Source organism: Mesorhizobium calcicola (assembly GCF_042682105.1).
GTDB lineage: Bacteria > Pseudomonadota > Alphaproteobacteria > Rhizobiales > Rhizobiaceae > Mesorhizobium > Mesorhizobium calcicola.
Map to the genome: position 1 here is coordinate 193868 of NZ_JBHUGY010000080.1, position 20147 is coordinate 214014.

A 20147-nucleotide genomic window follows, 5' to 3' on the forward strand; every position below is an offset into this window, starting at 1 on the left:
GAAGGGGCGTTGGCGTTCTCAATACTTCTCCGGCACGTAGAGTTCGCGCGGCAGCGTCTGGCGCTCGTATTCCGGATTGAAGACGCGCTCGGGCAGCGTGATCTCCTCGTGCGGCACCTCTTCATACTGCATCTGCTTCAGCAGATGGTCGATGCAGTTAAGCTGCGCGCGCTTCTTGTCGTTGCCCTCGACGATGAACCAGGGCGCCTCCGGGATGTTGGTGCGGGCGAAGGTCTCTTCCTTGGCCTTGGTGTACTGCTCCCAGCGCACGCGCGACTGCAGGTCCATCGGCGACAGTTTCCACTGCTTCATCGGATCGTGGATGCGCATCAGGAAGCGCATCTGCTGCTCCTCGTCGGTGATCGAGAACCAGTATTTGACCACGGTGACGCCTGAGCGGACCAGCATGCGCTCGAACTCCGGCACGTCGCGGAAGAATTCCTCGACCTGATCGGGCTCGGCAAAACCCATCACCCGCTCAACCCCGGAGCGGTTGTACCAGGAACGGTCGAACAGCACGATCTCGCCGCCGGCCGGCAGATGCGGGACGTAACGCTGGAAATACCATTGCGACTGTTCGCGCTCGGTCGGCGCCGGAAGGGCGACGACGCGGCAGATGCGCGGATTGAGCCGCTGGGTGATGCGCTTGATGACGCCGCCCTTGCCGGCGGAGTCGCGGCCCTCGAAGATCACCACCAGCTTCTTCTTGTGATAGGCGACCCAGGACTGCAGCTTGATCAATTCGGACTGCAGGCTGATCAGGTCGCGAAAATACTGCATGCGATCGATCGAAGGCGGATGCGAGTTCTTATAGATCTTGGCGATCTCCATCGACAGCGCCGGCTCCGACATTTCGAGCTCATAGTCCTCGTCGAGCGTGTCGGCGAGCTCGGCTTCAAGCCAGTCCTTGGCAGGAGAATTCTGTTTTAGCTCGGTCATATCAGCTGCTCCGCTTGCAAACCCGTCGATCCACGTCCGGCGCCCAAACCCCTGGCCTGCGTTCCGAGTGGCAACACCTGAGCCGACTTCAATATAGACCGGCAATGACGGTTTTATTGCAGCCTGAACGGGATCACCGCCGCTGCAAATCCCGCGAGGCATGATCGATCCGTCGTCGTGGCATGGCGACAGGCGGTCAAAATTGTCCTACAAATACCTGCCACTTTCGGAGGTGCCCTTCCCCAGCACCCCTTCCCCCAAAGCAATCGCGAGGAATGACATGGAATACCGCACCCTCGGCCGTTCCGGCTTGAAAGTTTCGACACTGACCATGGGCACCATGACCTTCGGCGGCGCCGGCGCGTTTTCGGCTGTCGGCAAGACCGACCTCGACGAGGCACGCCGGATGATCGATCTCTGCATCGATGCCGGCATCAACCTCATCGACACCGCCAATGTCTATTCGAACGGCATTTCCGAAGAAATGATCGGCGAGGCGCTCGGCGGCAAGCGCAAGGGCGACGTGCTGATCGCCTCCAAGGCGCGGATGCGGATCGGCAACGGCCCCAACGATGAAGGCCTGTCGCGCTATCACCTGATCCGCGAATGCGAGAAGAGCCTGAAGCGGTTGAAGACCGACGTCATCGACATCTACTTCCTGCACGAATGGGACGGCACGACGCCGCTTGAGGAAACCCTAGCCGCGCTCGACACGCTGGTTGCCCAGGGCAAGATCCGCTATGTCGGCTGCTCCAACTATTCCGGCTGGCAAGTGATGAAGGCGCTCGGTATCAGCGACAGCCATCACCAGCCGCGCTTCGTCACCCAGCAGATCCACTACACGCTGGAAGCGCGCGAGGCGGAATATGAATTGCTGCCGATTTCGGTCGACCAGGGCCTCGGCGTGCTGGTCTGGAGCCCGCTCGCCGGCGGATTGCTGTCCGGCAAATACCGCCGCGACAGCCCCACCGCCCGCCAGCGCGCCGGCTGGTCCGAGCCGCCGATCCGCGACGAGGACCGGCTCTGGCGGATCGTCGATGTCCTTGTCGAGATCGGCACGCAGCACGGCGTGTCGGCAGCGCAGGTGGCACTGGCCTGGCTGCTTGGCCGACCGGCCGTCAGTTCGCTGGTGATCGGCGGCAGGAGCGAAACGCAATTCCGGGACAATATCGCAGCGGCAAGCCTGGTGCTCACCGGCGAGGAGCGTGAACGGCTCGACGCGGTCAGCCGGCCGCCTTTGCTCTATCCCTACTGGCACCAGCAGCTGACGGCAAAGGACCGCTTCGGCGCCGCCGATCTGGTTATTGACCGAAGCGGCGTGTGAAACACCGATCTCCACGGGAAGCCGGCGGACGATGCCCGCCGGCTTCTATCCGATGATATAGCGCCAGACCTCGGCGTCGGGTTTGAACTGCCCGCTGAGCACGAAATATTTGTAGAGCACGAGCAGGGAGATCGCCTGTTCGGCCTGCTCGTTGGCGAATGTCCGGCAATAGGCATTGGCCGCAGCGATGATGCGTTCCGCCGCAGCTGGGTGTCGTTCGAAATAGCGCACCTTTTCGGCAAGATCGGCGAAATCTGGGGCGAGCGGGACATAGTGAACGTTCGCCTCGAGCTCCCTCTCGGCGAACCATGTCTCGTATGTCGGTGGCGGCGTCAGGCAGAGCGAATTCGAGTTCATGATCCATTTGAGGTTGGTCGCCACGTCATTGCCTTCGAGCGAGACGATGTAGCGATAACGCTGCTGCTGGCCAATGCTGAGATAGGGCCTGCTGTACTCGGGCGGCGCGTACGACTTGTGCGAGCCGGCGTCGCAGAAAGGCAGATCGCGCACGGCGTTCAGGAACCTGGTCCGTATCGGATTGTTGAGATCGCCGCGCCAGACCACGGCCGGGAGCTTGTCGACGAATGCAGTTGCGTCGGCAGGCATATGGAAGTGCCGGAACTTGTTGAATTTCAGAATGATCGCATTGCTGTGGTCGGCATGGATCGGCCGATCCTTGACGAGCGAAGGCACCTTCGGCACGTCGATGATGTCGCCGAATTCCAGATCGATGAGCAATCCGGGGTCGAAGTAGCGGGCAAATTCCTTCAGGTCGTAATAGTACATGCTCGGCGCGAACGGCAGATTGTCGATACGAACCGCGGCCGGGCTGGGCGTAAACGCGTCCTGCAGCTTGTTGTAGTGGTTCAGCCGCCGGCGAACCGAGCCGTCCGACAGCTTGGCTTTTTCCAGGCGATCCGCCAGGCGGCGGCGGAAGAGTGCCTGCGGCGCGATATCGCGCAGGACGTTTCGCGCATAGTAGAAAACCTTTGCCGTCGTTCGCTGTATGGTGGCCATGGTTCACTTGATCAAAACAAACGCGCGGCTCGCGATGCGTTGGCGCGTCGGTCCCCTACACCATTGTGCCGCGCATCTTGCAAGCCCCGGACCATCATCGACGCGAACGGCCGGGCACTATCGCTTCAGCTGTTGTGTTTGACGGCTAATGCTCCTAGGCAGGGTCAGAGCCGCTAAAGCAATTCCGGGAAAAAACGTGAAACGGTTTTCCCGGGAAAAGCGCGTAGCGCTTTCCCTCAGGGAATTGCGTTAAACCAAAAGAGATGGGGTGGTTCTGCGTTTCCGTGAAACGATGAACCGGTCCAGGCAGTGAAAAAAGGAGCCGATATGGCGCGACCACCAAACTACGATCAGGAACGCAAGGAACGCGACCGCCAGAAGGCGGCCAAGAAGGCCGAGAAGCTGGCAGCCAAGGTTGCAGCGCGCGAACGTTCGAAGCCCGAGGGCGAGACCGAAACCGAAAGCGAAACCGAAACGACAAAATGACGGCAAAACGGCCCGCGATGCGGGCCGTGCCTTTCCAGATTGTCGCCTTGTATCAGGCCGGGGCCTTGTCGCTGACAAAGACGTCCACTTCGCGCGCCGCCGCGATGAAGGCGCGCCTGGCGTTCATCGCCGGCTTGTCGCCGGCCAGCGCGTCGTGACAGGCCTGCAGGGCCGCGCGATGCTTGGGGCTGCGCTTGCCGGGCCAGCTGTTGAGCAGGTAGTCGGAAGCCTCACGGGCCGTACGCAGGAGCTGAGTGCTCCCCGCCGCGACTGACTTGACGGTCACGGGTGTTTCAAATCGGTTGTTTTCCATCGCCGCTCTTACGCCATTGGTGTCCGCGAAGCGAGGCCGAAAGTGCGCATCCGCCTTTTGCGCCTTCACAACGCCTCAAGCGGCGATGACGGCAAAGCCCCTGGCGCGAAGACCACGCCGATCATTGGCGAGCGACGTCACCAGCCGGTCGCGGCTGCCGACGATGTGGGCCGAAAGCAGGCGCGTGGCTTCATCGGCATCGCCAAGACGTGCCGCTGACAGAATGGCCCGATGTTCCGCCCAGGCGCGAGCAAGGGCCGCCTCGTCGCGAACCTCCAGCCAACGGGCCCGCGACAGGCGTGTCATGGCATCGCGGACCGCCCGGAACAGGAATTCATTGCCCGACAGGCGCGCCAGCTCGATGTGAAAATCCATGCCGACACGATGCCATTCCTCGCGCTGCGTGTCGGTGTCGCAAGAGTCGAGCATCGCCTCGACGACGTCGACGGCGCTCCGGTCCGCCAAGGCGCATGTCAGGCGAAGTGCCGCAAGCTCGACCGCCTCCCTGTAGACGGCGATCTGCTCGAGTTCAGCCAGGTTGATCGGCGACACCGTCCAGCCACGGCCGTCCCTGCCGACCAGGCCCTCGGTCTCGAGCCGCAGCAGCGCGGCCCTGACCGGGGTTCGCGACGCGCCGAAGCGGCTTTCGATCCAGCGCTCGGTCAGTTTCTCGCCGGGACCGATCTCGAGGCCCAGGATCATCTGCCGAAGCTGTTTTTCGACGTTCTGCATCTGCGACATTGTCGTTTCCGTTTTTTCGGCCAACTGCCGGCGATCGGCCTGCTGGCCGCGTTTCCCGATCACGTTTGAGAAGGTCGCATTGACAGCGCCCAAGCTTGCGTCCATGACGGGTACCATCTTGGTATCCCAAATTGGTATCCACAGCAACCTTCTATGCGTTGTTCGCACAGGACGTATGACATGACCCAGGCCCCGGTTACCGACAGCGCCTACAATATCCACTGGCGGCGCAATCTGTTCGTGTGCTTTGCCGGGTCGTTCTCGACGCTTGTCGCGATGACGCTGCTTTTGCCGTTCCTGCCGCTCTATATCGAGCAGCTCGGCGCTCAAGGCCACACGGCGATCGTGCAATGGTCGGGGCTCGCCTTTGGCGCGACCTTCTTCGCGGCGGCGCTGGTGGCGCCGCTGTGGGGACGCCTCGGCGACCGCTACGGCCGCAAGGTGATGCTGGTTCGCGCCAGTCTAGGCATGGCCATATGCATGTCTTTGACCGGCATGGTGCAGACCGTCTGGCAGTTGGTGCTGCTACGGCTGCTGATCGGCTTTGCCGGGGGCTATTCCTCCGGGTCGACCATCCTGGTCGCCATGCAGACGCCAAAGGAGCGTTCCGGCTGGGCGCTGGGCCTGCTGTCGGCCGGCATCACCGGCGGGGCACTGGTCGGCCCGCTGGTCGGCGGCGCCCTGCCGCCGCTGATCGGCATCCGCGCCACCTTCCTGCTGTCCGGCGGCGTCATCTTCCTGGCGTTCCTGGCGACCACCTTTCTGATCAAGGAGGCCCCCCGGCCGACAACGACAGATGCCGCATCGAAGCAGAAGCCGAAAGGCGGCTGGGCACAAATTCCCGACAAACGGCCTGTCATCGCCATGCTGGCGACCGGCATGCTGTTGAGTTTCGCCACCATGTCGATCGAGCCGATCATCACCGTCTATGTGCAGCAGCTCATCGAAGACCAGAGCCGCGTCACGCTGATATCAGGTGTCGTCATGTCGGCGGCCGCCCTCGGCGCCATCCTGTCGGCTTCGCGCCTCGGCAAGCTCGCCGACCGCATCGGCCATTGGAACGTCATCATCGGCGCGCTTGCCGTCTCGGCACTGCTCTTGATCCCGCAGGCCTTCGTCGCGCAGAGCTGGCAACTCATCGGCCTGCGCTTCCTGATGGGCCTGGCGTTGGGCGGGCTCTTGCCCTGCATCACCAGCGTAATCCGCCACAATGTTCCAGACGGCGTCGGCGGCAATGTGCTCGGGCTCTCGATCTCCGCCCAATATGTCGGACAGGTCGCCGGCCCCTTGCTTGGCGGCTTTGCCGGTGGCCATTTCGGCATGCGCTCGGTGTTTCTAGGCACGTCCGTCTTGATGGCCGGTGGCGCGGTGTATAACTGGCTGGCGCAATCGCGCCGCGAGCAGGACATGCTCGCCAACGCCGGCGAGACCTGACCGAATTCGGTCGTATGCCGTGAACGACATGGAGCCCCGGACATGAGCACGGCCGAGCAATCTTACGGCAACAGAGGCCGTATCCTCGTCCTCGCCGGCGGCCTCTGTGGCGCTGCCGGCGTGGCGCTGTCGGCCGCGGCGGCGCATCTGGGCGGCGCCTTCGTCGGCACCGCCGCATCCTTCCTGCTCATGCATGCGCCGGTCTTCCTCGCCGCCGGACTGCTTGGCGCGAACCGGGCGCTGCGCATAGGCAGCCTGATCCTGCTGGTTGGGCTTCTGTTGTTCTGCGGTGATCTGCTCGCCAGGGACTTCCTCGGCTCGCGGCTGTTCCCGCTGTCGGCGCCGATCGGCGGCACCTTGCTCATCGCCGGCTGGCTGGTGATAGCAGCCTCGGCGCTGGTGCGCGCGCGCTCCTGATCAGATGGATCCTGCATCAGCAGCCTTCCGCTGATATCTCCGGGCACCCTGCCCGGCACCCATTCGCGAAAACCGATGCCGGCCTGTCAACGTCGTTCAGTCCTGCCGGCGCTCGGGCGGGACGAGCAATTCGCGATTGCGTCGCCGCAGCCTGATCAAACGAGGCGTCTGCGGCCGGCTGGAAGCCGGCGCGATGCCCCAGTAGTTGCGGTAGATGTCTTCGAACAGATAGCTCACGGGATGCATTGTGTGCACTCCTTTCAAGGTTTTGAATCGATCCAATCGGTGAGCACGAAAAGGCGATGCCGATCAGCTCCGCTTGCGCTCCACCAGGAATCGCAGTTCGCGAACCCATGGGCCTGCCCCGTCGCGGCGCTTCCGCGTCGCGGCGGTCGAACCGATGCTCCAGTGGTTGCGATAGATATCCTGGAAGAGATAGTTGATGGGATGCATGACACGTCTCTCCGGTTGTTATTGAATCGATCCAATTATCAGGGGCATTCCTTCTTGGATCGATTCAAAGCTACATCTCTTCGAGCCTTCGATCAAGTCAAAATTTGAACCGATCCAACGAAAGTGCTAGATGGGATGAATTCAGGAGACGAAGATGGCGCCATTGACCTCTGGAAAGACAAGACCGGTCCGGCTGGCAGACATTGCCAAAGCGGCCGGTGTCTCGCACGGCACCGCGTCCAACGTGTTCGCCCGCCCGGAGATCGTGCGCGAGGAGGTCCGCGAACGGGTCAAGGCGGCTGCCGAGGCGATGGGATATGGCGGACCCGACCCTAAAGGCCGGTTGCTGCGCGCTGGCAAGGTCAACGCCATCGGTGTCGCGACCGCGGAGCCGTTGTCCTATTTCTTCGACGACCCTTTCGCACGGGTGATGATGGCTAGCATCTCGCAAGCCTGCGATGCGACTGGTGCGGGAATCTCGCTGGTCTCCGCCGCCAACAACGAACAGCTCGCCTGGAACATCCAGAGCGCATTGGTCGATGGCTTCATCGTCTTTTGCATCGAAGGCGGCTCAAGGCTGGTCGAACTGGCGCGCGAACGCAAACTGCCCTTTGTCGCGCTCGATCTCGATTCGGAGGACGAGGCGGTGGCGGCGATCGGCGTCGACAACATTGCCGGCGCTGGTCTCGCGGCGCGCCATCTGACCGAGCTTGGGCATCGTCGCTTTGCGGTGCTTACCCTGCCCTGTGCCGATGCCGGCTTCGGCCCGACCACGCAGGCGCAGGTGGAGAAGGCCCTCTATTCCGGGACACGCGACCGCTTGCGCGGCTACTTCGCGGAATTGTCCCGCGTCGACATCGACGTCTCGAAGGTGCCGATCTATGAAACCCTCAATGACGAGAAAAGTGTCCGGGCCGGCCTCGATCATATTTTCGCCGGCGCCGAGACACCGACCGCCATCCTGGCAATGTCGGACAGGATCGCCCTGCATGCGCTGGACTGGCTGCGCCAGCATGACATCACTGTCCCGGGCGACGTTTCGATCGTCGGCTTCGACGGTGTCCCGGAAGGAGCGGTTTCCAAGCCGCCGCTGACCACAATCGTCCAGCCGATCGCCGAGATGGGCCGCCTGGCCGTCAAGGCAATCCTCGAAAACGACGACTCGCTCGGCCGGCAATCGCTGCCGGTCGAGCTTGTGGTGCGGGCCTCATCCGGCCCCTCGCCCGCCTGACGCCTCACCGGCCCATTCTGGTTGCCATCGGCGACATGCCGAAGGACGTCTGGACGGGCAGTGCGGCGTTGTGGGCCGGCCTGCTTTTCGCGGACGATCCAAGGCTCGAAAGCCATTCGAGATAGTAGGCAACCGCAAACTGCATGGCGATGCCGGCGGCAATCAACAAGCTGTCATAAGCAAACCCGCCCGGATTGATCTGCTTCAGTACCTGCGCCGTCAGGGCGAGCACCGTGCCGGCAATGAAAACCGGCAGCGATCGTTTGCCCAATATGGCAAGCGGATGATCGCGCCCGGTGCGGAACAGGTTCGAGATGGCCGGGAATGCCACGATCAGGTAACTCACCGCCAGGATATGCAGCAGCCTCGGCAGTGCCAGGAACGTCTTGTCGAAGCCTGTCAACACCGGAGGCAGGCCCAACCAGGAGATCTGCCCCCAGAGCGGACTATGCACCCAGACCAGCGCCGTGGCGGTGTAGGCCAAAGCCGCGCCAACCAGCCAGCGGTTGACCGGGATGGTGCCGCCGCGACGCACATGCAGCGTGCCTGCCAGGCCGATGTTGAACAGGAACTGCCACGACAGCGGGTTGAGGAACCAGAAGCCGGGCTCGGGATAGTTCGGCGGCGCGATCTGGTAGATCCCGGCGACCAGCCACAGCGCGCCGGATGCGACCAGCGCCGGCAATGGCCGGTAGCTGACGGAGAGCAGGAAGGCCGGCGCCAGCAAGAGCAGCACCGCATAGACCGGCAGGATGTTGTTGTAGCCAAGCTGATGGCCGAGCGTCACGATGCCGATCAACACCTGCGGCGTGTTCTTGATCAACGGCTCGATGTTGATCATCGTCAACAGCTCGGGCCGCCTGGCGAACACCGCCGCCGCGCAGAAGATCGCCATCACCACCATTGTGGTGACGATGTGGGCCGCATAGAGCACGCCCGCGCGCCGCCACATCTTCAACGTTACCAGCAGCCGGTTGCCGGGCTGGAATTTCTTGCCGTAGGCGAGCGCGACCGAGATGCCGGAGATCAGCACGAAGACCTCCGCCGCGTCCGAAAAACCGAAATTCTTGTAGGTCAGATACTCGAAGGCGGTACCCGGCACGTGGTCGACAAAGATGGTCAGCAACGCGAGAGCGCGGATCACATCGATGCGCGTGTCGCGTTCCGAGACGCGCTCGGCGCGATCCGGGACACGTGCATCGCGGTCCGGCGAGAATTGGGTGGTCATCGACAAAAGGCCTCAATGCTGGTTGTTCATGCCGGCAATGCGACCCCCTGCGCACCGCTTCGATTCCTCCCGTGGAATGATATCGGCGAAGAAACGGACCGGAATACGCCCGGTTCAATCAACTTTCGCGGAGCTTGAAAATATTGCGTTTTGAAGCCGGCAAACTGACCGGAACGGTCATGAAATCAAAAGGATGAGGCCATGACCGAAGAGACCTCACAAGATGGTGCGTTGCGGCGTGATCTCGCCTTCCGCTACCGCCTGTACAAGCCGGTGGATTCAACTGGCGAATGCTTCTTCCTGCTGCATGGGTCGGGTGTCGACGAGACGACATTGGTGCCGCTGGCACGAGAGATCGCGCCGCGCGCCATGCTGATCGCGGTGCGCGGCCGCATCGTCCAGGAGGATGGTTTCCGCTGGTTCGCGCGCATCACGCCGACGCGCTTCGAACAGCACAGCATCCGCACCGAAACCAGCACTTTCGCGGGCTTCGTCGCTGACGCCGCGACACGCCACAATCTCGACCTCTCCCGCACGACGTTCCTCGGCTATTCGAACGGCGCCAATCTGGTCTCAAGCCTGATGCTGCTGCATCCTGGCCTTGTCGAACGCGCCGCGCTGCTGCGGCCGATGCCGGTGCTTGACGACGTGCCGGCGACGGATTTGTCAAAGGCACGGGTGCTGATCATCGCCGGCGCCGCCGACCTCACCTACGCGCCCTTCGCACCCGCGCTGGTGACGCTGCTCAGCCAGCACGGCGCCGAACTCGACACGCGGATTGTTCCATCGGGCCATGAATTCGGCAACGCCGACGCGGCGATCGTCAGGCAATGGCTGAAGGCGTCACCTGCCGCGCCTATCGCGCAAAGCTGATTGACGGCGGAAGCCATCATCCTGTGGCCACGCGCACTTCCGGTCCCGCAATCAACAAGGCAAGTCCGCTTTCGCAATGGGCCTGATGACTGCCGGCTCGATAATGCAACAGGGCCGAGAGCAGCAGCGGGTAAGATTGAGCGGCGGCATCCAGCGGCCTCCCCGGTTTTCGGATCGATGACTATCAGCATGACTTATTTCTACACGCGCACCGTTTTTCCGGGCTGGTGGATCTCCGGTGCCGTGCTCTACCTGATATGCCGCACCTGATATGCCGCCCGCGACGGGGTGCCGGCGCCTGTCGCGAATGAACTGTTTGCCTACCCTCGTCCCATCCGGTTCCAGGCATCCAGCCCGGCGATCTTGTAAGCTTCGGCGAGCGTCGGATAGTTGAAGGTGTTGTTGACGAAGAAGTCGACTGTGCCGCCGAGATTGATCACCGCCTGGCCAATGTGGATGAGTTCGGTGGCCCCCTCGCCGACGATATGCGCGCCGAGCAGGCGGCGCGTTTCGATCGAGAACAACAACTTCAGGAAGCCGGTGTTGACGCCCATGATGTGGCCGCGCGAGGTCTCGCGGAAACGCGCCACGCCGACCTCATAGGCGGCCCCACTTTCACGCACCTGCTCCTCGGACTGGCCGACCGTCGAGATTTCCGGCACCGCATAGATGCCATAGGGAAAGGTTTCCGGTGGCGGCGGCAAGGGCACGCCGAAAGCGTGGCAGGCCGCCACCCTGCCCTGCTCCATCGAAGTCGAGGCCAGGCTCGGGAAGCCGATGACGTCGCCGGCGGCGTAGATGTTGGGCACGCTGGTCTGGAACGTATTCGGATCGACCTTGATACGCCCTCTGGAGTCGGCGTCGATGCCGACGACATCCAGGCCGAGGCTGCCGACATTGCCGGTGCGGCCGGCGGCGTAGAGCACGACCTCGGAGCGAATGGTACGGCCATCGGCCAGTTCGACCTCGGCGGCTTCAGGCTTGGAGCGGATTTCCTTCACCGCACTGCCCAGCCGGATCGTCATGCCGCGATCGCGCATCTGATGGATGAAATCGTCGACGATCTCGCGGTCGACGAAATCGAGGATCGAGTTGCGCGGCTCGACCAGCGTCACCGGCACGTCGAGCGCGGAAAAGATCGTCGCGTATTCGACCCCGATGACGCCGGCGCCGATCACGGTCAGCGTGCGCGGCAAGCGGTCAAGTTCCAGCATCTCGTCGCTGTCGAAGATGCGGGTCTTGTCGAAAGGCACGTCGCGCGGCCGGTGCGGCCTCGTGCCGACCGCAATCAGCGCATTGGCGAAGCCGACCTCGCTGTAGTCGCCGGTGTCGCTGGTCAGGCTGACCTTGTTGGGACCGAGAAATTTTACCGCGGCTCGCGCGCTCTTGACCGTGTTGCGCATGAACTGGTGCTGCAGCACCTCGACCTCGTGGTCGAGCGTCTTGTGCAGGCGCTCGACCAGATCGTGGACCGAAATATCCTGCTTGACCCGGTAGCCGCGCCCGTAGAAGCCGCGCTCGCGCCAGCCCGAGAGGTTGAGCACGGTTTCGCGCAGCGTTTTCGATGGAATGGTGCCGGTATGCACCGAAACACCGCCGAGACGCCTGCCGCGATCGACCACCAGCACCGACTTGCCGAGCTTGGCCGACTGCACCGCGGCGCGGCGGCCGGAGGGGCCGCTGCCGATGACCAGCATGTCGTAGTCCATATTGCCCCGTCCCTCTGCCCCTTAGCGCTTTGTTGCGCCGCAGCAAGCTAATGCCATCCACGCCGCAAATTCAACCGATTCGGATTGCGTCTCACGCCACTCGAGCCTTGCGTGCCGCAAAAAGCCCGATCTTGATTCCGCCGCCGGCCTTCACCATTTCATTGCTGAGCGGTCCGCACTCTATGTCGGGGCCCTGTTACGAGGAAATGACATGAACGCGCGCGTTCTCGACGGCGAAATCATGACCACCAGGCTCGACGATGTCAGGGCCTATGACGGCGTGCGCACGCGGCGCATCTTGGCCTTCGTGATCGACTATATCATCGTCGCGCTGCTTACCATTCCATTCGCCATTCTGGTGTTCTTCCTCGGCCTGTTGACCCTCGGTCTTGGCTGGATGCTGTTTGGCGTCCTGGTGCCGGCCGTCGCCATCCTCTACATCTGGAACACGCTGGGCAGTGCCGACCAGGCCACCACGGGCATGAAGGTGATGGGCATCCGGCTCGACCGGCTCGACGGCAGGCCGATCGACGGTCTCACCGCCGTCGTCCATTCGGTGCTGTTCTGGGCCGGCAACGTCATCCTGTCGCCGCTGGTTCTGCTGGTGACCTTGTTTGCCGACCGCAAGCGCACGCTGCACGACCTGTTGCTCGGCACCGTGGTCAGCCGGACGGACCGCTGAAAACGGCACCCTCAAGGGCAGTCACAGCCGATGGAGTGTAAATGTGAAGGCGTCGAATGAACCACGCCCTCACAATCCTGTTGAATTTTTCGCCGTCCGCGCCAAAGGTAGAGCGATTCGAAGGAGTGTTTCCAAGGCTCGATGACGCAGCACCCGACCCAGTCGCCGCAGTTCTTCCTAACCGCGCCGTCGCCGTGCCCCTATCTCGACGGTCAGTTCGAGCGCAAGGTGTTCACGCACCTGGTTGGCGACAAGGCAGCGGAGATGAACGACCTCCTGACGCAAGGCGGCTTCCGGCGCTCGCAGAACATCGCCTACAGGCCGGCATGCGAGACCTGCCGCGCCTGTGTCTCGGTACGCATCCTCGCCCAGGAATTCGTCGCCAGCCGCAACATGAAACGGGTGCTGCAGCATAATTCCGACCTCGTCGGCCATATGCACAATGCCGAGCCCTCGACCGAACAATATTCGCTGTTCCGCAGCTACCTTGACGCTCGCCACCGCCGCGGCGGCATGTCCGACATGACGGTGCTCGACTATGCCATGATGGTCGAGGACACCCATGTCGACACCAAGGTGATCGAGTATCGGCGGCGCGGGCCCGACACCTTCATCACCGGCAAGGGACAGGGCGAGCTGATCGCGGTGGCGCTCACCGACAAGATGGCCGACGGCCTGTCGATGGTCTATTCCTACTTCAATCCGGATTTCGACGAGCGATCGCTCGGCACCTTCATGATACTAGATCACATCGCCCGTGCCCGGGCGATGGGCCTGCCCCATGTCTACCTTGGCTACTGGGTCAACGGCTCGCGCAAGATGAATTATAAGATGCGCTTCATGCCGCAGGAGCATCTCGGCCCGAAAGGCTGGGAGCGCTACACAAACGAAGCGGTTCCACGCTGAGTTTTTCCACGATCCACACTTAAACTGTTTCAAGGCAGGGGACGCTGGTCTTTCAGCCGCTTGGCTGGACAAGTGCGCCATTGCGCCGGTCCCGTCTGCACTTCATTGCGAAAGTTGCCGCATGTCTTCCCATAATGATCACCAGAAGGGGCTTTTGATAACCGCCATCGGCGGCCTGACGCTGACCGTCGACATTCCGCTGATCCGGCTCGCCGATGGCGGCGCCTGGACGATCCTGTTGCTGCGCACCGGCACCACCTTCGTCGCGGCCATGGTCATCTGGTCGGTCTGGCGCGCGCTGAGCCGGAACGCCCCGCAGCTCATCCCCGGCTGGTCCGGCCTCGTCGTGGCGATATGCTACGGGCTGACCTCGATCACCTTCATCACCGCCGTCTATCACACCTCGACCGCCGACCTGGTGTTCATCCTGGCCTTCAGCACCGTGTTCGCGGCACTGCTGTCCTGGATATTCCTGAAGGAGACGCCGCGGCTGGCGACGATCGTGGCGATGCTGGTCATGATCCTCGGCGTGCTGGTCATCGTCGGCGGCTCGGTCGGCAGCGGGCATCTGTTCGGCGATTTCATGGCGCTGTGTTCGGCTTTCTTCATCGCCGTGGCCATCAGCATCTCGCGCGCCAGCGGCAAGGATATGGGCTTCACGGCCCTCGTCGGCGTCCTCCTGCCGCTCGCGCTGGCGGCTTTCATGGTCACCAGTGAAGGTTTTCAGGTGAACGCGCCATGGTGGATCGTCTTCAACGGCGCCGTTGTCATGCCGATCTCGTTCTTTTGCCTCGCCAACGGTCCGAAATACATTTCAGGGCCCGAAGTGGCGATGTTCTACCTGCTCGAAACCGTGCTGGCGCCGGTCTGGGTGTGGATGATCTTTGCCGAGACACCAACCCGCAACAGCCTGATCGGCGGCGTGATCCTGATCGTCACGCTGATCGCCCATTCGCTGTGGCAGTTGCACGAAGGCCGCAAGCGGCGGGCCGACCTTGCGGTGCATCATCCGGCCTAAAGTATCAATATTCAGGTGATGCCGGCCCGCGAACGGCACAGATCAGGCGCTGGCTTTCTTCACCACGCTGGGTTCAAGCAGAACCTCGATCTGCGGGCCGGATTCGATTTCGGCCGGCGAACCCGGCACCATTTCGTCGGTGAGTTCCACCTCGCGCAGCCACTCGCGCCAGATCGCGACCAGCAGGGCCATCAGCACCGGGCCGATGAACAGGCCAAGAAACCCCATGGTCTTGACGCCGCCGATCAGGCCGAAAAACGTCGGCAGGAAGGGCAGTTTTATCGGCCCGCCGACGAGCTTCGGGCGCAGTGTCTTGTCGACGATGAACAGCTCGACCGCGCCCCACAGGAACAGCGCCAGACCGGCCATCGGCGACCCGCTGGCGGCGAGGTAGATCGAGACCAGGGTGAAGGACAGCGGTGCGCCGCCGGGGATGAGCGCCATGACGCCGGTCAGTGCGCCGAGCGTCACCGGCGACGGCACGCCAGCCAGCCAGTAGGCAATGCCGAGCACCAGCCCTTCGCCGATGGCGATGACGGTCATGCCGGTCACGGTCGACGAGATCGTCGCCGGCACGACGCGCGAGATCCGCTCCCATCTCGCCGGCAGGATGCGCTCGCCAAGACGGTCGACCTGGCCGGCAAAATGCTCGCCGTCGCGATAGGCGAAGAACAGCGCGATCATCATGAACAATAGCGTCAAGAGCAGGCCGAAGGCACTGCCGCCGGCGGCAAGGACGCCGCGATAGATACTGCCGATGTTGGCGCCGCTGACCAGCTGGATCAGTTCGCCAATGCCGCCGGGATGGCCAAAATTGGTCGTCCATTGCTCGTTCAGCCACTCGCCCACGACAGGCATGGTGGCGATCCAGTGCGGTGTGACGGCACCGTGCCGGTTGGTCTCGATCGCCCAGCCGACCCACTCGCGCACCTCGTTGATGGCGTAGGTACCGGCAAGCGCGATCGGCACCACCAGGAAGGCGAGGATGAACAGGATTGCAAAGGTCGCGGCGATGGTGCGGTTGCCGCCGACCGCGACAAGCAGGCGCCGGTAGAGCGGCCAGCTGGCGAAAGCGATGACGAGCGCCGCCAGCACCGGGAACAGGAAGCCGTGGAAGAAGTAGACGCCGGCGGCGACGATCAGCACCAGCAGCCAGCGCGCCGCCGACAGCGGCGGAATGACGGCCGACCGCAACGGCGTCGACAGGCCGAACAGGCGCTGCTGCCGTTCCGGCTTCTGGATTCTTGCTTCCTTCAAACGCCCGTCTCTCCCGAACACCTTTCCTGCTTATGCACTGATATAGTGCAGCAATCGTGACGATAGTCCAAATGGTGATGAAAGCACTTTCCCTCTCCCCTTGAAGGAGAAGGTGGATCGGCGTGCAGCGCCGAGACGGATAGGGGTGCTGGGAGAAACGAGGCGTCGGCTGTCATGTCGCCGGTCCGGATAACGATGCGCCAAGCTGGAGCACCCCTCATCCGACCGAGCTTCGCTCGGCCACCGCCCCGGGGCGAGCCACTGGTCTCGCCCGTCCTTCGGACCCCACAGGGGGAGAAGGAAGATCCTGCTACCCAAACTTCCCAGTCCTCGGGAACCCCTTCGGCACCATGCGGCCGGCCGAGGCACGGGCGCCGATCCATTCGGCCAGTTCCTCGCGCGACCGGGTGAAGGTGCGGTCGGCTGAATCCTGCCAGGAGAGGCCGCTCTCCAGCGTGAACGGCTTGAGATCGAGAAGGCCGCCGTCCTTGTATTTCTGCAGCCGAACGCCCTTGCCGCGGCCCATCTCCGGAATTTCGGAGAGCGCGAACACCAGCATCTTGCGATTCTCGCCAACGATGGCGAGATGGTCGCCGGTGACCGGAATGCAGCGCTTGGCCTCGTCGGGCGCCTTGACGTTCATCACTTGCTTGCCCTTGCGGGTGTTGGCGACGACTTCCTCCTCCGGCACGATGAAGCCGTTGGCGTCATGCGAGGCCAGCAGCAGCTTGCGCTTCGGATCGTGAACGAAGGCGGTGACGATGTCCTGGTCATTGTCCATGTCGACGATGATGCGGATCGGTTCGCCATGGCCGCGGCCGCCGGGCAGCCGGTCGGCGCCGATGGTGTAGAACTTGCCACCGGTGGTGAAGACCAGCACCTTGTCGGTGGTTTGGGCATGGAAGGCGAGCTTGAGGCTGTCGCCCTCCTTGAAGGTGAGAGTCGAAAGGTCGGCCAGATGTCCCTTCATCGCCCGCAGCCAGCCCTTTTCCGAGACCACCACGGTGACCGGCTCGCGCTCGATCATGGCGTGCGCAATGTCGGTCAGATCGTGCTCGGGCGCATCGGCGAACTGGGTGCGGCGCTTGCCAAGTTCAGTCTCCGGGCCGAACTTGTCGCGGATGTTGGTGACTTCCCACTTGATCGTCGCCCATTGCTTGTCGTTTGACGCAAGCAGCGCCTCGATCTGCTTCTTCTCGGCGCTCAAGCCGTCGAATTCCTTGCGGATCTCGAATTCTTCCAGCTTGCGCAGAGCGCGCAGCCGCATGTTGAGGATGGCTTCGGCCTGGGTGTCGGTGAGCGACCAGCGGGCCATCATCACCTGTTTGGGCTCATCCTCCTCGCGGATGATCCTGATCACCTCGTCGATGTTGAGATAGGCGATCAGATAGCCGGCGAGGATCTCCAGCCGTCTTTCGATCTCGCCGAGGCGGTGCTTCGAGCGGCGGATCAAAACGTCGCGGCGATGCTCGAGCCATTCCAGCAGCACGCCCTTCAGCGACAGCACGTTGGGCACCTTGCCGCGCGACAGGACGTTCATGTTGAGCGGGAAGCGGCTTTCGAGCTCGGTGAGCTTGAACAGCGATTCCATCAGGATGCCCGGGTCGACCGAGCGGCTCTTCGGCACCAGCACGACACGGATGTCTTCCGCACTTTCGTCCCTGATGTCCTCGAGCAGCGGCAGCTTGCGCGCCATCAAGAGCTCGGCGATCTTCTCGATCAGCCGCGCCTTCTGCACGCCATAGGGGATTTCGGTGACGACGATGCTCCAGGTGCCCCTGCCCTGGTCCTCCTGGATCCACTTCGACCGGACGCGAAAACCGCCACGCCCGGTCTCGTAAGCCTCGAGGATGGAGGCGCGGCTGTCGACGATGATGCCGCCGGTCGGGAAATCCGGGCCCTGGACGAAATCCATCAGCTTCGCCACCGGTGCGTCGCGATGCTCGATCAGGTGAAGGGCCGCGTCGCAAAGCTCGGCCGCATTGTGGGGCGGGATCGATGTCGCCATGCCCACCGCAATGCCGGACGAGCCGTTGGCCAGCAGGTTCGGGAAGGCGCCGGGCAGGACGACCGGTTCCTCGTCCTCTTCATTGTAGGTCGGCCGATAGTCGACGGCATCCTCGGTGATGCCGGACAACAGCTCGGTCGCCACATCGGTCATGCGCGCTTCGGTGTAGCGCATGGCGGCAGCGTTATCGCCGTCGATGTTGCCGAAATTGCCTTGCCCGTCGACCAAGGGGTAGCGCATCGAAAAATCCTGCGCCAGCCGCACCAGCGCATCATAGATCGACTGGTCGCCATGCGGATGGAACTTGCCCATCACCTCGCCGACGATGCGGGCGCATTTGGCAAAGCCCTGGTCGGGGTTCAGCCGCAGCAGGCGCATGGCGTGCATGATCCGGCGATGGACCGGCTTCAGTCCGTCGCGCACGTCGGGCAGCGCCCGGTGCATGATGGTCGACAGCGCATAGGCCAGATAGCGCTCTTCCAGCGCCTTCTTCAGATCGACCGGCTCGATATGATCACCACCGCCATTTTCAGGCGGCAAAAGCCTTTTTCCCATGGGCTGGGACTAGCCGAGCGGGCGATTCGCGGCAAGAGGCCGACAGATATACCCGCCGTTCTGCAACATGAAACCGTACGCCTGGGGATGTCGACCAACATCAGCCTGTTACATCAGGCCTTTATGGCCAAGCGTGATGATATCGGCCAACCGGCTCTTCATGACAAATTCACCGGTTTGCGCCAAGACGGTGGGATCGAGTTTGCCTTTCACTGTGATTTTCGACCATGGTACCGGGATACGCCTTTTTCCCGTCCAGTTCGTCACGGAATGGTGATGGCGCAAAGAATTGAAAAACAATTTCAGGACACTCTCAGGGACCTTGCGATGACAATCAAACGCTCAACTCTCCAGAAACTGGCTTTTTCGACCTTCTTGCTCACGCTGCCGCTGAACGCGGCCCTTGCCCAGGATGCAGCGGTTGCCGACCGGCTGAAGGCGGCACTTGCCGCCCAGGGCATCGACATTTCCTGGACCGGTGTGACCGGCGACAACACCAGCATGGTGCTGCAGGGCGTTGCCATCAAGCCGGCGGCGGAAAAGGAAGCGCTCCCCATCGGCGACGTCAAACTCGAAGGCGTCACCGAGGCCAATGGCGGCTATGATATCGCCACCGTGTCGACGTCCGCATTCGAACACGCGAAGGACGGCGTCACCCTCAATCTCAGCCCCTTCGTCATCCACGACATGACAGTTCCGGCCGAAGGCTCCACCAGCCCGCTGGGCTCGCTGATGATGTACAAGTCGGCCGAACTCTCAAACATGACCGTCAAGGTCGCCGACAAGACCGCCTTCTCGATGGACGGGCTTGCCGTCGAGATCACGCCGCCGGCGGACGGCAAGGCGATGGAATTCACCGCCACCACGGAAAAGTTCAACGCCGACCTGACGCTGGTCGACGATCCCAAGTCCAAGGAAGTCATCAACGCACTCGGCTACCAGACCATCGCCGGCAATCTCGAGATGGCCGGCACCTGGCAGCCGGCGGACGGCAAGATGGAACTGTCGAAATACGACATTTCCGTCGAGAACGCCGGCACGCTCGGCATGACCTTCAACCTCGGCGGCTACACGATGGACTTTATCAAGTCGCTGCAGGAAATGCAGAAGAAGATGGCGGCACAGCCAGAAGGCGCCGACAATTCGGCACAAAGCATGGCCATGCTCGGCCTGTTGCAGCAGCTTTCGTTCAACAGCGCCTCGATCCGCTTCGACGACGATTCGCTGACCAACAAGGTGCTGGAATATGTCGGCAAGCAGCAGGGCATGTCGGCCAAGGACATCGCCAACCAAGCCAAGGCGATCGTGCCGTTCGGCATGGCGCAGCTCAACAATCCGGAACTGACGGCGCAGGTCACGGCCGCCGTCAGCAAGTTTCTCGACGATCCGAAGAGCCTCGAAGTCTCGGCCGAGCCGCCGGCATCGGTGCCGTTCGCGCTGATCATGGCGGGCGCCATGTCCAACCCGCTCGACCTGCCGAAGACGCTCGGCGTCGCCGTCAAGGCGAACGAAGACTGATCGAAGCGACCCTCAATACGCGAAAAGGCCCGGCAGCG

General features: G+C 62.7%; 20 protein-coding genes. 10 read left to right on the forward strand and 10 right to left on the reverse strand.

Annotated elements, in window-relative coordinates; genetic code table 11:
- Window positions 1-18: 18 nt before the first annotated feature.
- On the reverse strand, window positions 19-939 hold the full coding sequence (ppk2, locus tag ACFSQT_RS39405; RefSeq protein WP_379027423.1) for a polyphosphate kinase 2: 921 nt from the start codon (window positions 937-939) through the stop codon (window positions 19-21).
- A gap of 280 nt (window positions 940-1219) precedes the next feature.
- Between ppk2 and ACFSQT_RS39410 the strand changes: the two genes are divergently transcribed.
- Window positions 1220-2263, forward strand: a complete 1044-nt coding sequence (locus tag ACFSQT_RS39410) for an aldo/keto reductase (protein ID WP_379027425.1) — start codon at window positions 1220-1222, stop codon at window positions 2261-2263.
- A 45-nt stretch (window positions 2264-2308) separates the two neighbouring features.
- Here the strand turns inward: ACFSQT_RS39410 and ACFSQT_RS39415 are convergent, their stop codons facing one another.
- Window positions 2309-3280 carry a glycosyl transferase family 90 gene (locus tag ACFSQT_RS39415; RefSeq protein WP_379027427.1) on the reverse strand — a complete coding sequence of 324 codons (972 nt, stop codon included), beginning with the start codon at window positions 3278-3280 and terminating at the stop codon, window positions 2309-2311.
- Window positions 3281-3607: 327 nt separating this feature from the next.
- On the opposite strand from ACFSQT_RS39415, the gene ACFSQT_RS39420 reads away from it, so the two are divergent.
- Window positions 3608-3766: a hypothetical protein gene (locus tag ACFSQT_RS39420; RefSeq protein ID WP_379027429.1), complete on the forward strand. Its 159-nt coding sequence runs from the start codon at window positions 3608-3610 to the stop codon at window positions 3764-3766.
- Window positions 3767-3818: 52 nt separating this feature from the next.
- Here ACFSQT_RS39420 and ACFSQT_RS39425 read toward each other — a convergent pair whose 3' ends face one another.
- Together ACFSQT_RS39425 and ACFSQT_RS39430 are read right to left on the reverse strand one after the other, a co-directional pair.
- Complete coding sequence (locus ACFSQT_RS39425) at window positions 3819-4079, reverse strand: DUF982 domain-containing protein (RefSeq protein ID WP_013532263.1); 261 nt, start codon at window positions 4077-4079, stop codon at window positions 3819-3821.
- A gap of 75 nt (window positions 4080-4154) precedes the next feature.
- Window positions 4155-4820 carry a GntR family transcriptional regulator gene (locus ACFSQT_RS39430; RefSeq protein WP_379027543.1) on the reverse strand — a complete coding sequence of 222 codons (666 nt, stop codon included), beginning with the start codon at window positions 4818-4820 and terminating at the stop codon, window positions 4155-4157.
- Between the two features lie 180 nt (window positions 4821-5000).
- Between ACFSQT_RS39430 and ACFSQT_RS39435 the strand changes: the two genes are divergently transcribed.
- A complete protein-coding gene (locus ACFSQT_RS39435; RefSeq protein WP_379027431.1) occupies window positions 5001-6254 on the forward strand; it encodes an MFS transporter in 1254 nt (417 codons plus the stop codon).
- Window positions 6255-6296: 42 nt separating this feature from the next.
- Window positions 6297-6671 carry a DUF423 domain-containing protein gene (locus ACFSQT_RS39440; RefSeq protein ID WP_379027432.1) on the forward strand — a complete coding sequence of 125 codons (375 nt, stop codon included), beginning with the start codon at window positions 6297-6299 and terminating at the stop codon, window positions 6669-6671.
- A 96-nt stretch (window positions 6672-6767) separates the two neighbouring features.
- Here ACFSQT_RS39440 and ACFSQT_RS39445 read toward each other — a convergent pair whose 3' ends face one another.
- Window positions 6768-6917 carry a hypothetical protein gene (locus ACFSQT_RS39445; protein WP_379027434.1) on the reverse strand — a complete coding sequence of 50 codons (150 nt, stop codon included), beginning with the start codon at window positions 6915-6917 and terminating at the stop codon, window positions 6768-6770.
- A gap of 63 nt (window positions 6918-6980) precedes the next feature.
- Window positions 6981-7124, reverse strand: a complete 144-nt coding sequence (locus ACFSQT_RS39450) for a hypothetical protein (RefSeq protein WP_379027436.1) — start codon at window positions 7122-7124, stop codon at window positions 6981-6983.
- Window positions 7125-7278: 154 nt separating this feature from the next.
- Between ACFSQT_RS39450 and ACFSQT_RS39455 the strand changes: the two genes are divergently transcribed.
- Window positions 7279-8355 (forward strand): LacI family DNA-binding transcriptional regulator, encoded by a 1077-nt coding sequence (locus tag ACFSQT_RS39455; RefSeq protein ID WP_379027438.1) that lies wholly within the window; start codon window positions 7279-7281, stop codon window positions 8353-8355.
- A 4-nt stretch (window positions 8356-8359) separates the two neighbouring features.
- On the opposite strand, the gene ACFSQT_RS39460 is transcribed toward ACFSQT_RS39455, so the two are convergent.
- The gene (locus tag ACFSQT_RS39460; protein WP_379027440.1) at window positions 8360-9583 is read right to left on the reverse strand and encodes an OpgC family protein; all 1224 of its coding nucleotides are present in this window, start codon (window positions 9581-9583) and stop codon (window positions 8360-8362) included.
- Window positions 9584-9784: 201 nt separating this feature from the next.
- Between ACFSQT_RS39460 and ACFSQT_RS39465 the strand changes: the two genes are divergently transcribed.
- Window positions 9785-10456 carry an alpha/beta hydrolase gene (locus ACFSQT_RS39465; RefSeq protein ID WP_379027442.1) on the forward strand — a complete coding sequence of 224 codons (672 nt, stop codon included), beginning with the start codon at window positions 9785-9787 and terminating at the stop codon, window positions 10454-10456.
- Window positions 10457-10776: 320 nt separating this feature from the next.
- Here ACFSQT_RS39465 and sthA read toward each other — a convergent pair whose 3' ends face one another.
- Window positions 10777-12165, reverse strand: coding sequence for a Si-specific NAD(P)(+) transhydrogenase (gene sthA, locus ACFSQT_RS39470; protein WP_379027444.1), 1389 nt, complete (start codon window positions 12163-12165; stop codon window positions 10777-10779).
- 211 nt (window positions 12166-12376) lie between these two features.
- On the opposite strand from sthA, the gene ACFSQT_RS39475 reads away from it, so the two are divergent.
- The 3 genes from ACFSQT_RS39475 to ACFSQT_RS39485 all read left to right on the forward strand — a co-directional run bounded on the left by ACFSQT_RS39475 (window position 12377) and on the right by ACFSQT_RS39485 (window position 14771).
- Window positions 12377-12847, forward strand: coding sequence for an RDD family protein (locus tag ACFSQT_RS39475; protein WP_379027446.1), 471 nt, complete (start codon window positions 12377-12379; stop codon window positions 12845-12847).
- A gap of 141 nt (window positions 12848-12988) precedes the next feature.
- Window positions 12989-13753, forward strand: a complete 765-nt coding sequence (locus ACFSQT_RS39480; protein ID WP_379027448.1) for an arginyltransferase — start codon at window positions 12989-12991, stop codon at window positions 13751-13753.
- Window positions 13754-13874: 121 nt separating this feature from the next.
- Window positions 13875-14771 (forward strand): DMT family transporter, encoded by an 897-nt coding sequence (locus ACFSQT_RS39485; RefSeq protein WP_379027450.1) that lies wholly within the window; start codon window positions 13875-13877, stop codon window positions 14769-14771.
- 42 nt (window positions 14772-14813) lie between these two features.
- Here the strand turns inward: ACFSQT_RS39485 and ACFSQT_RS39490 are convergent, their stop codons facing one another.
- Window positions 14814-16028: an AI-2E family transporter gene (locus tag ACFSQT_RS39490; protein ID WP_379027452.1), complete on the reverse strand. Its 1215-nt coding sequence runs from the start codon at window positions 16026-16028 to the stop codon at window positions 14814-14816.
- Window positions 16029-16338: 310 nt separating this feature from the next.
- Window positions 16339-18591, reverse strand: a complete 2253-nt coding sequence (gene parC, locus ACFSQT_RS39495) for a DNA topoisomerase IV subunit A (protein ID WP_379027454.1) — start codon at window positions 18589-18591, stop codon at window positions 16339-16341.
- Between the two features lie 327 nt (window positions 18592-18918).
- Here parC and ACFSQT_RS39500 point away from each other — a divergent pair, with 327 nt between their 5' ends.
- Window positions 18919-20109, forward strand: a complete 1191-nt coding sequence (locus ACFSQT_RS39500) for a hypothetical protein (RefSeq protein WP_379027456.1) — start codon at window positions 18919-18921, stop codon at window positions 20107-20109.
- Window positions 20110-20147 lie beyond the last annotated feature (38 nt).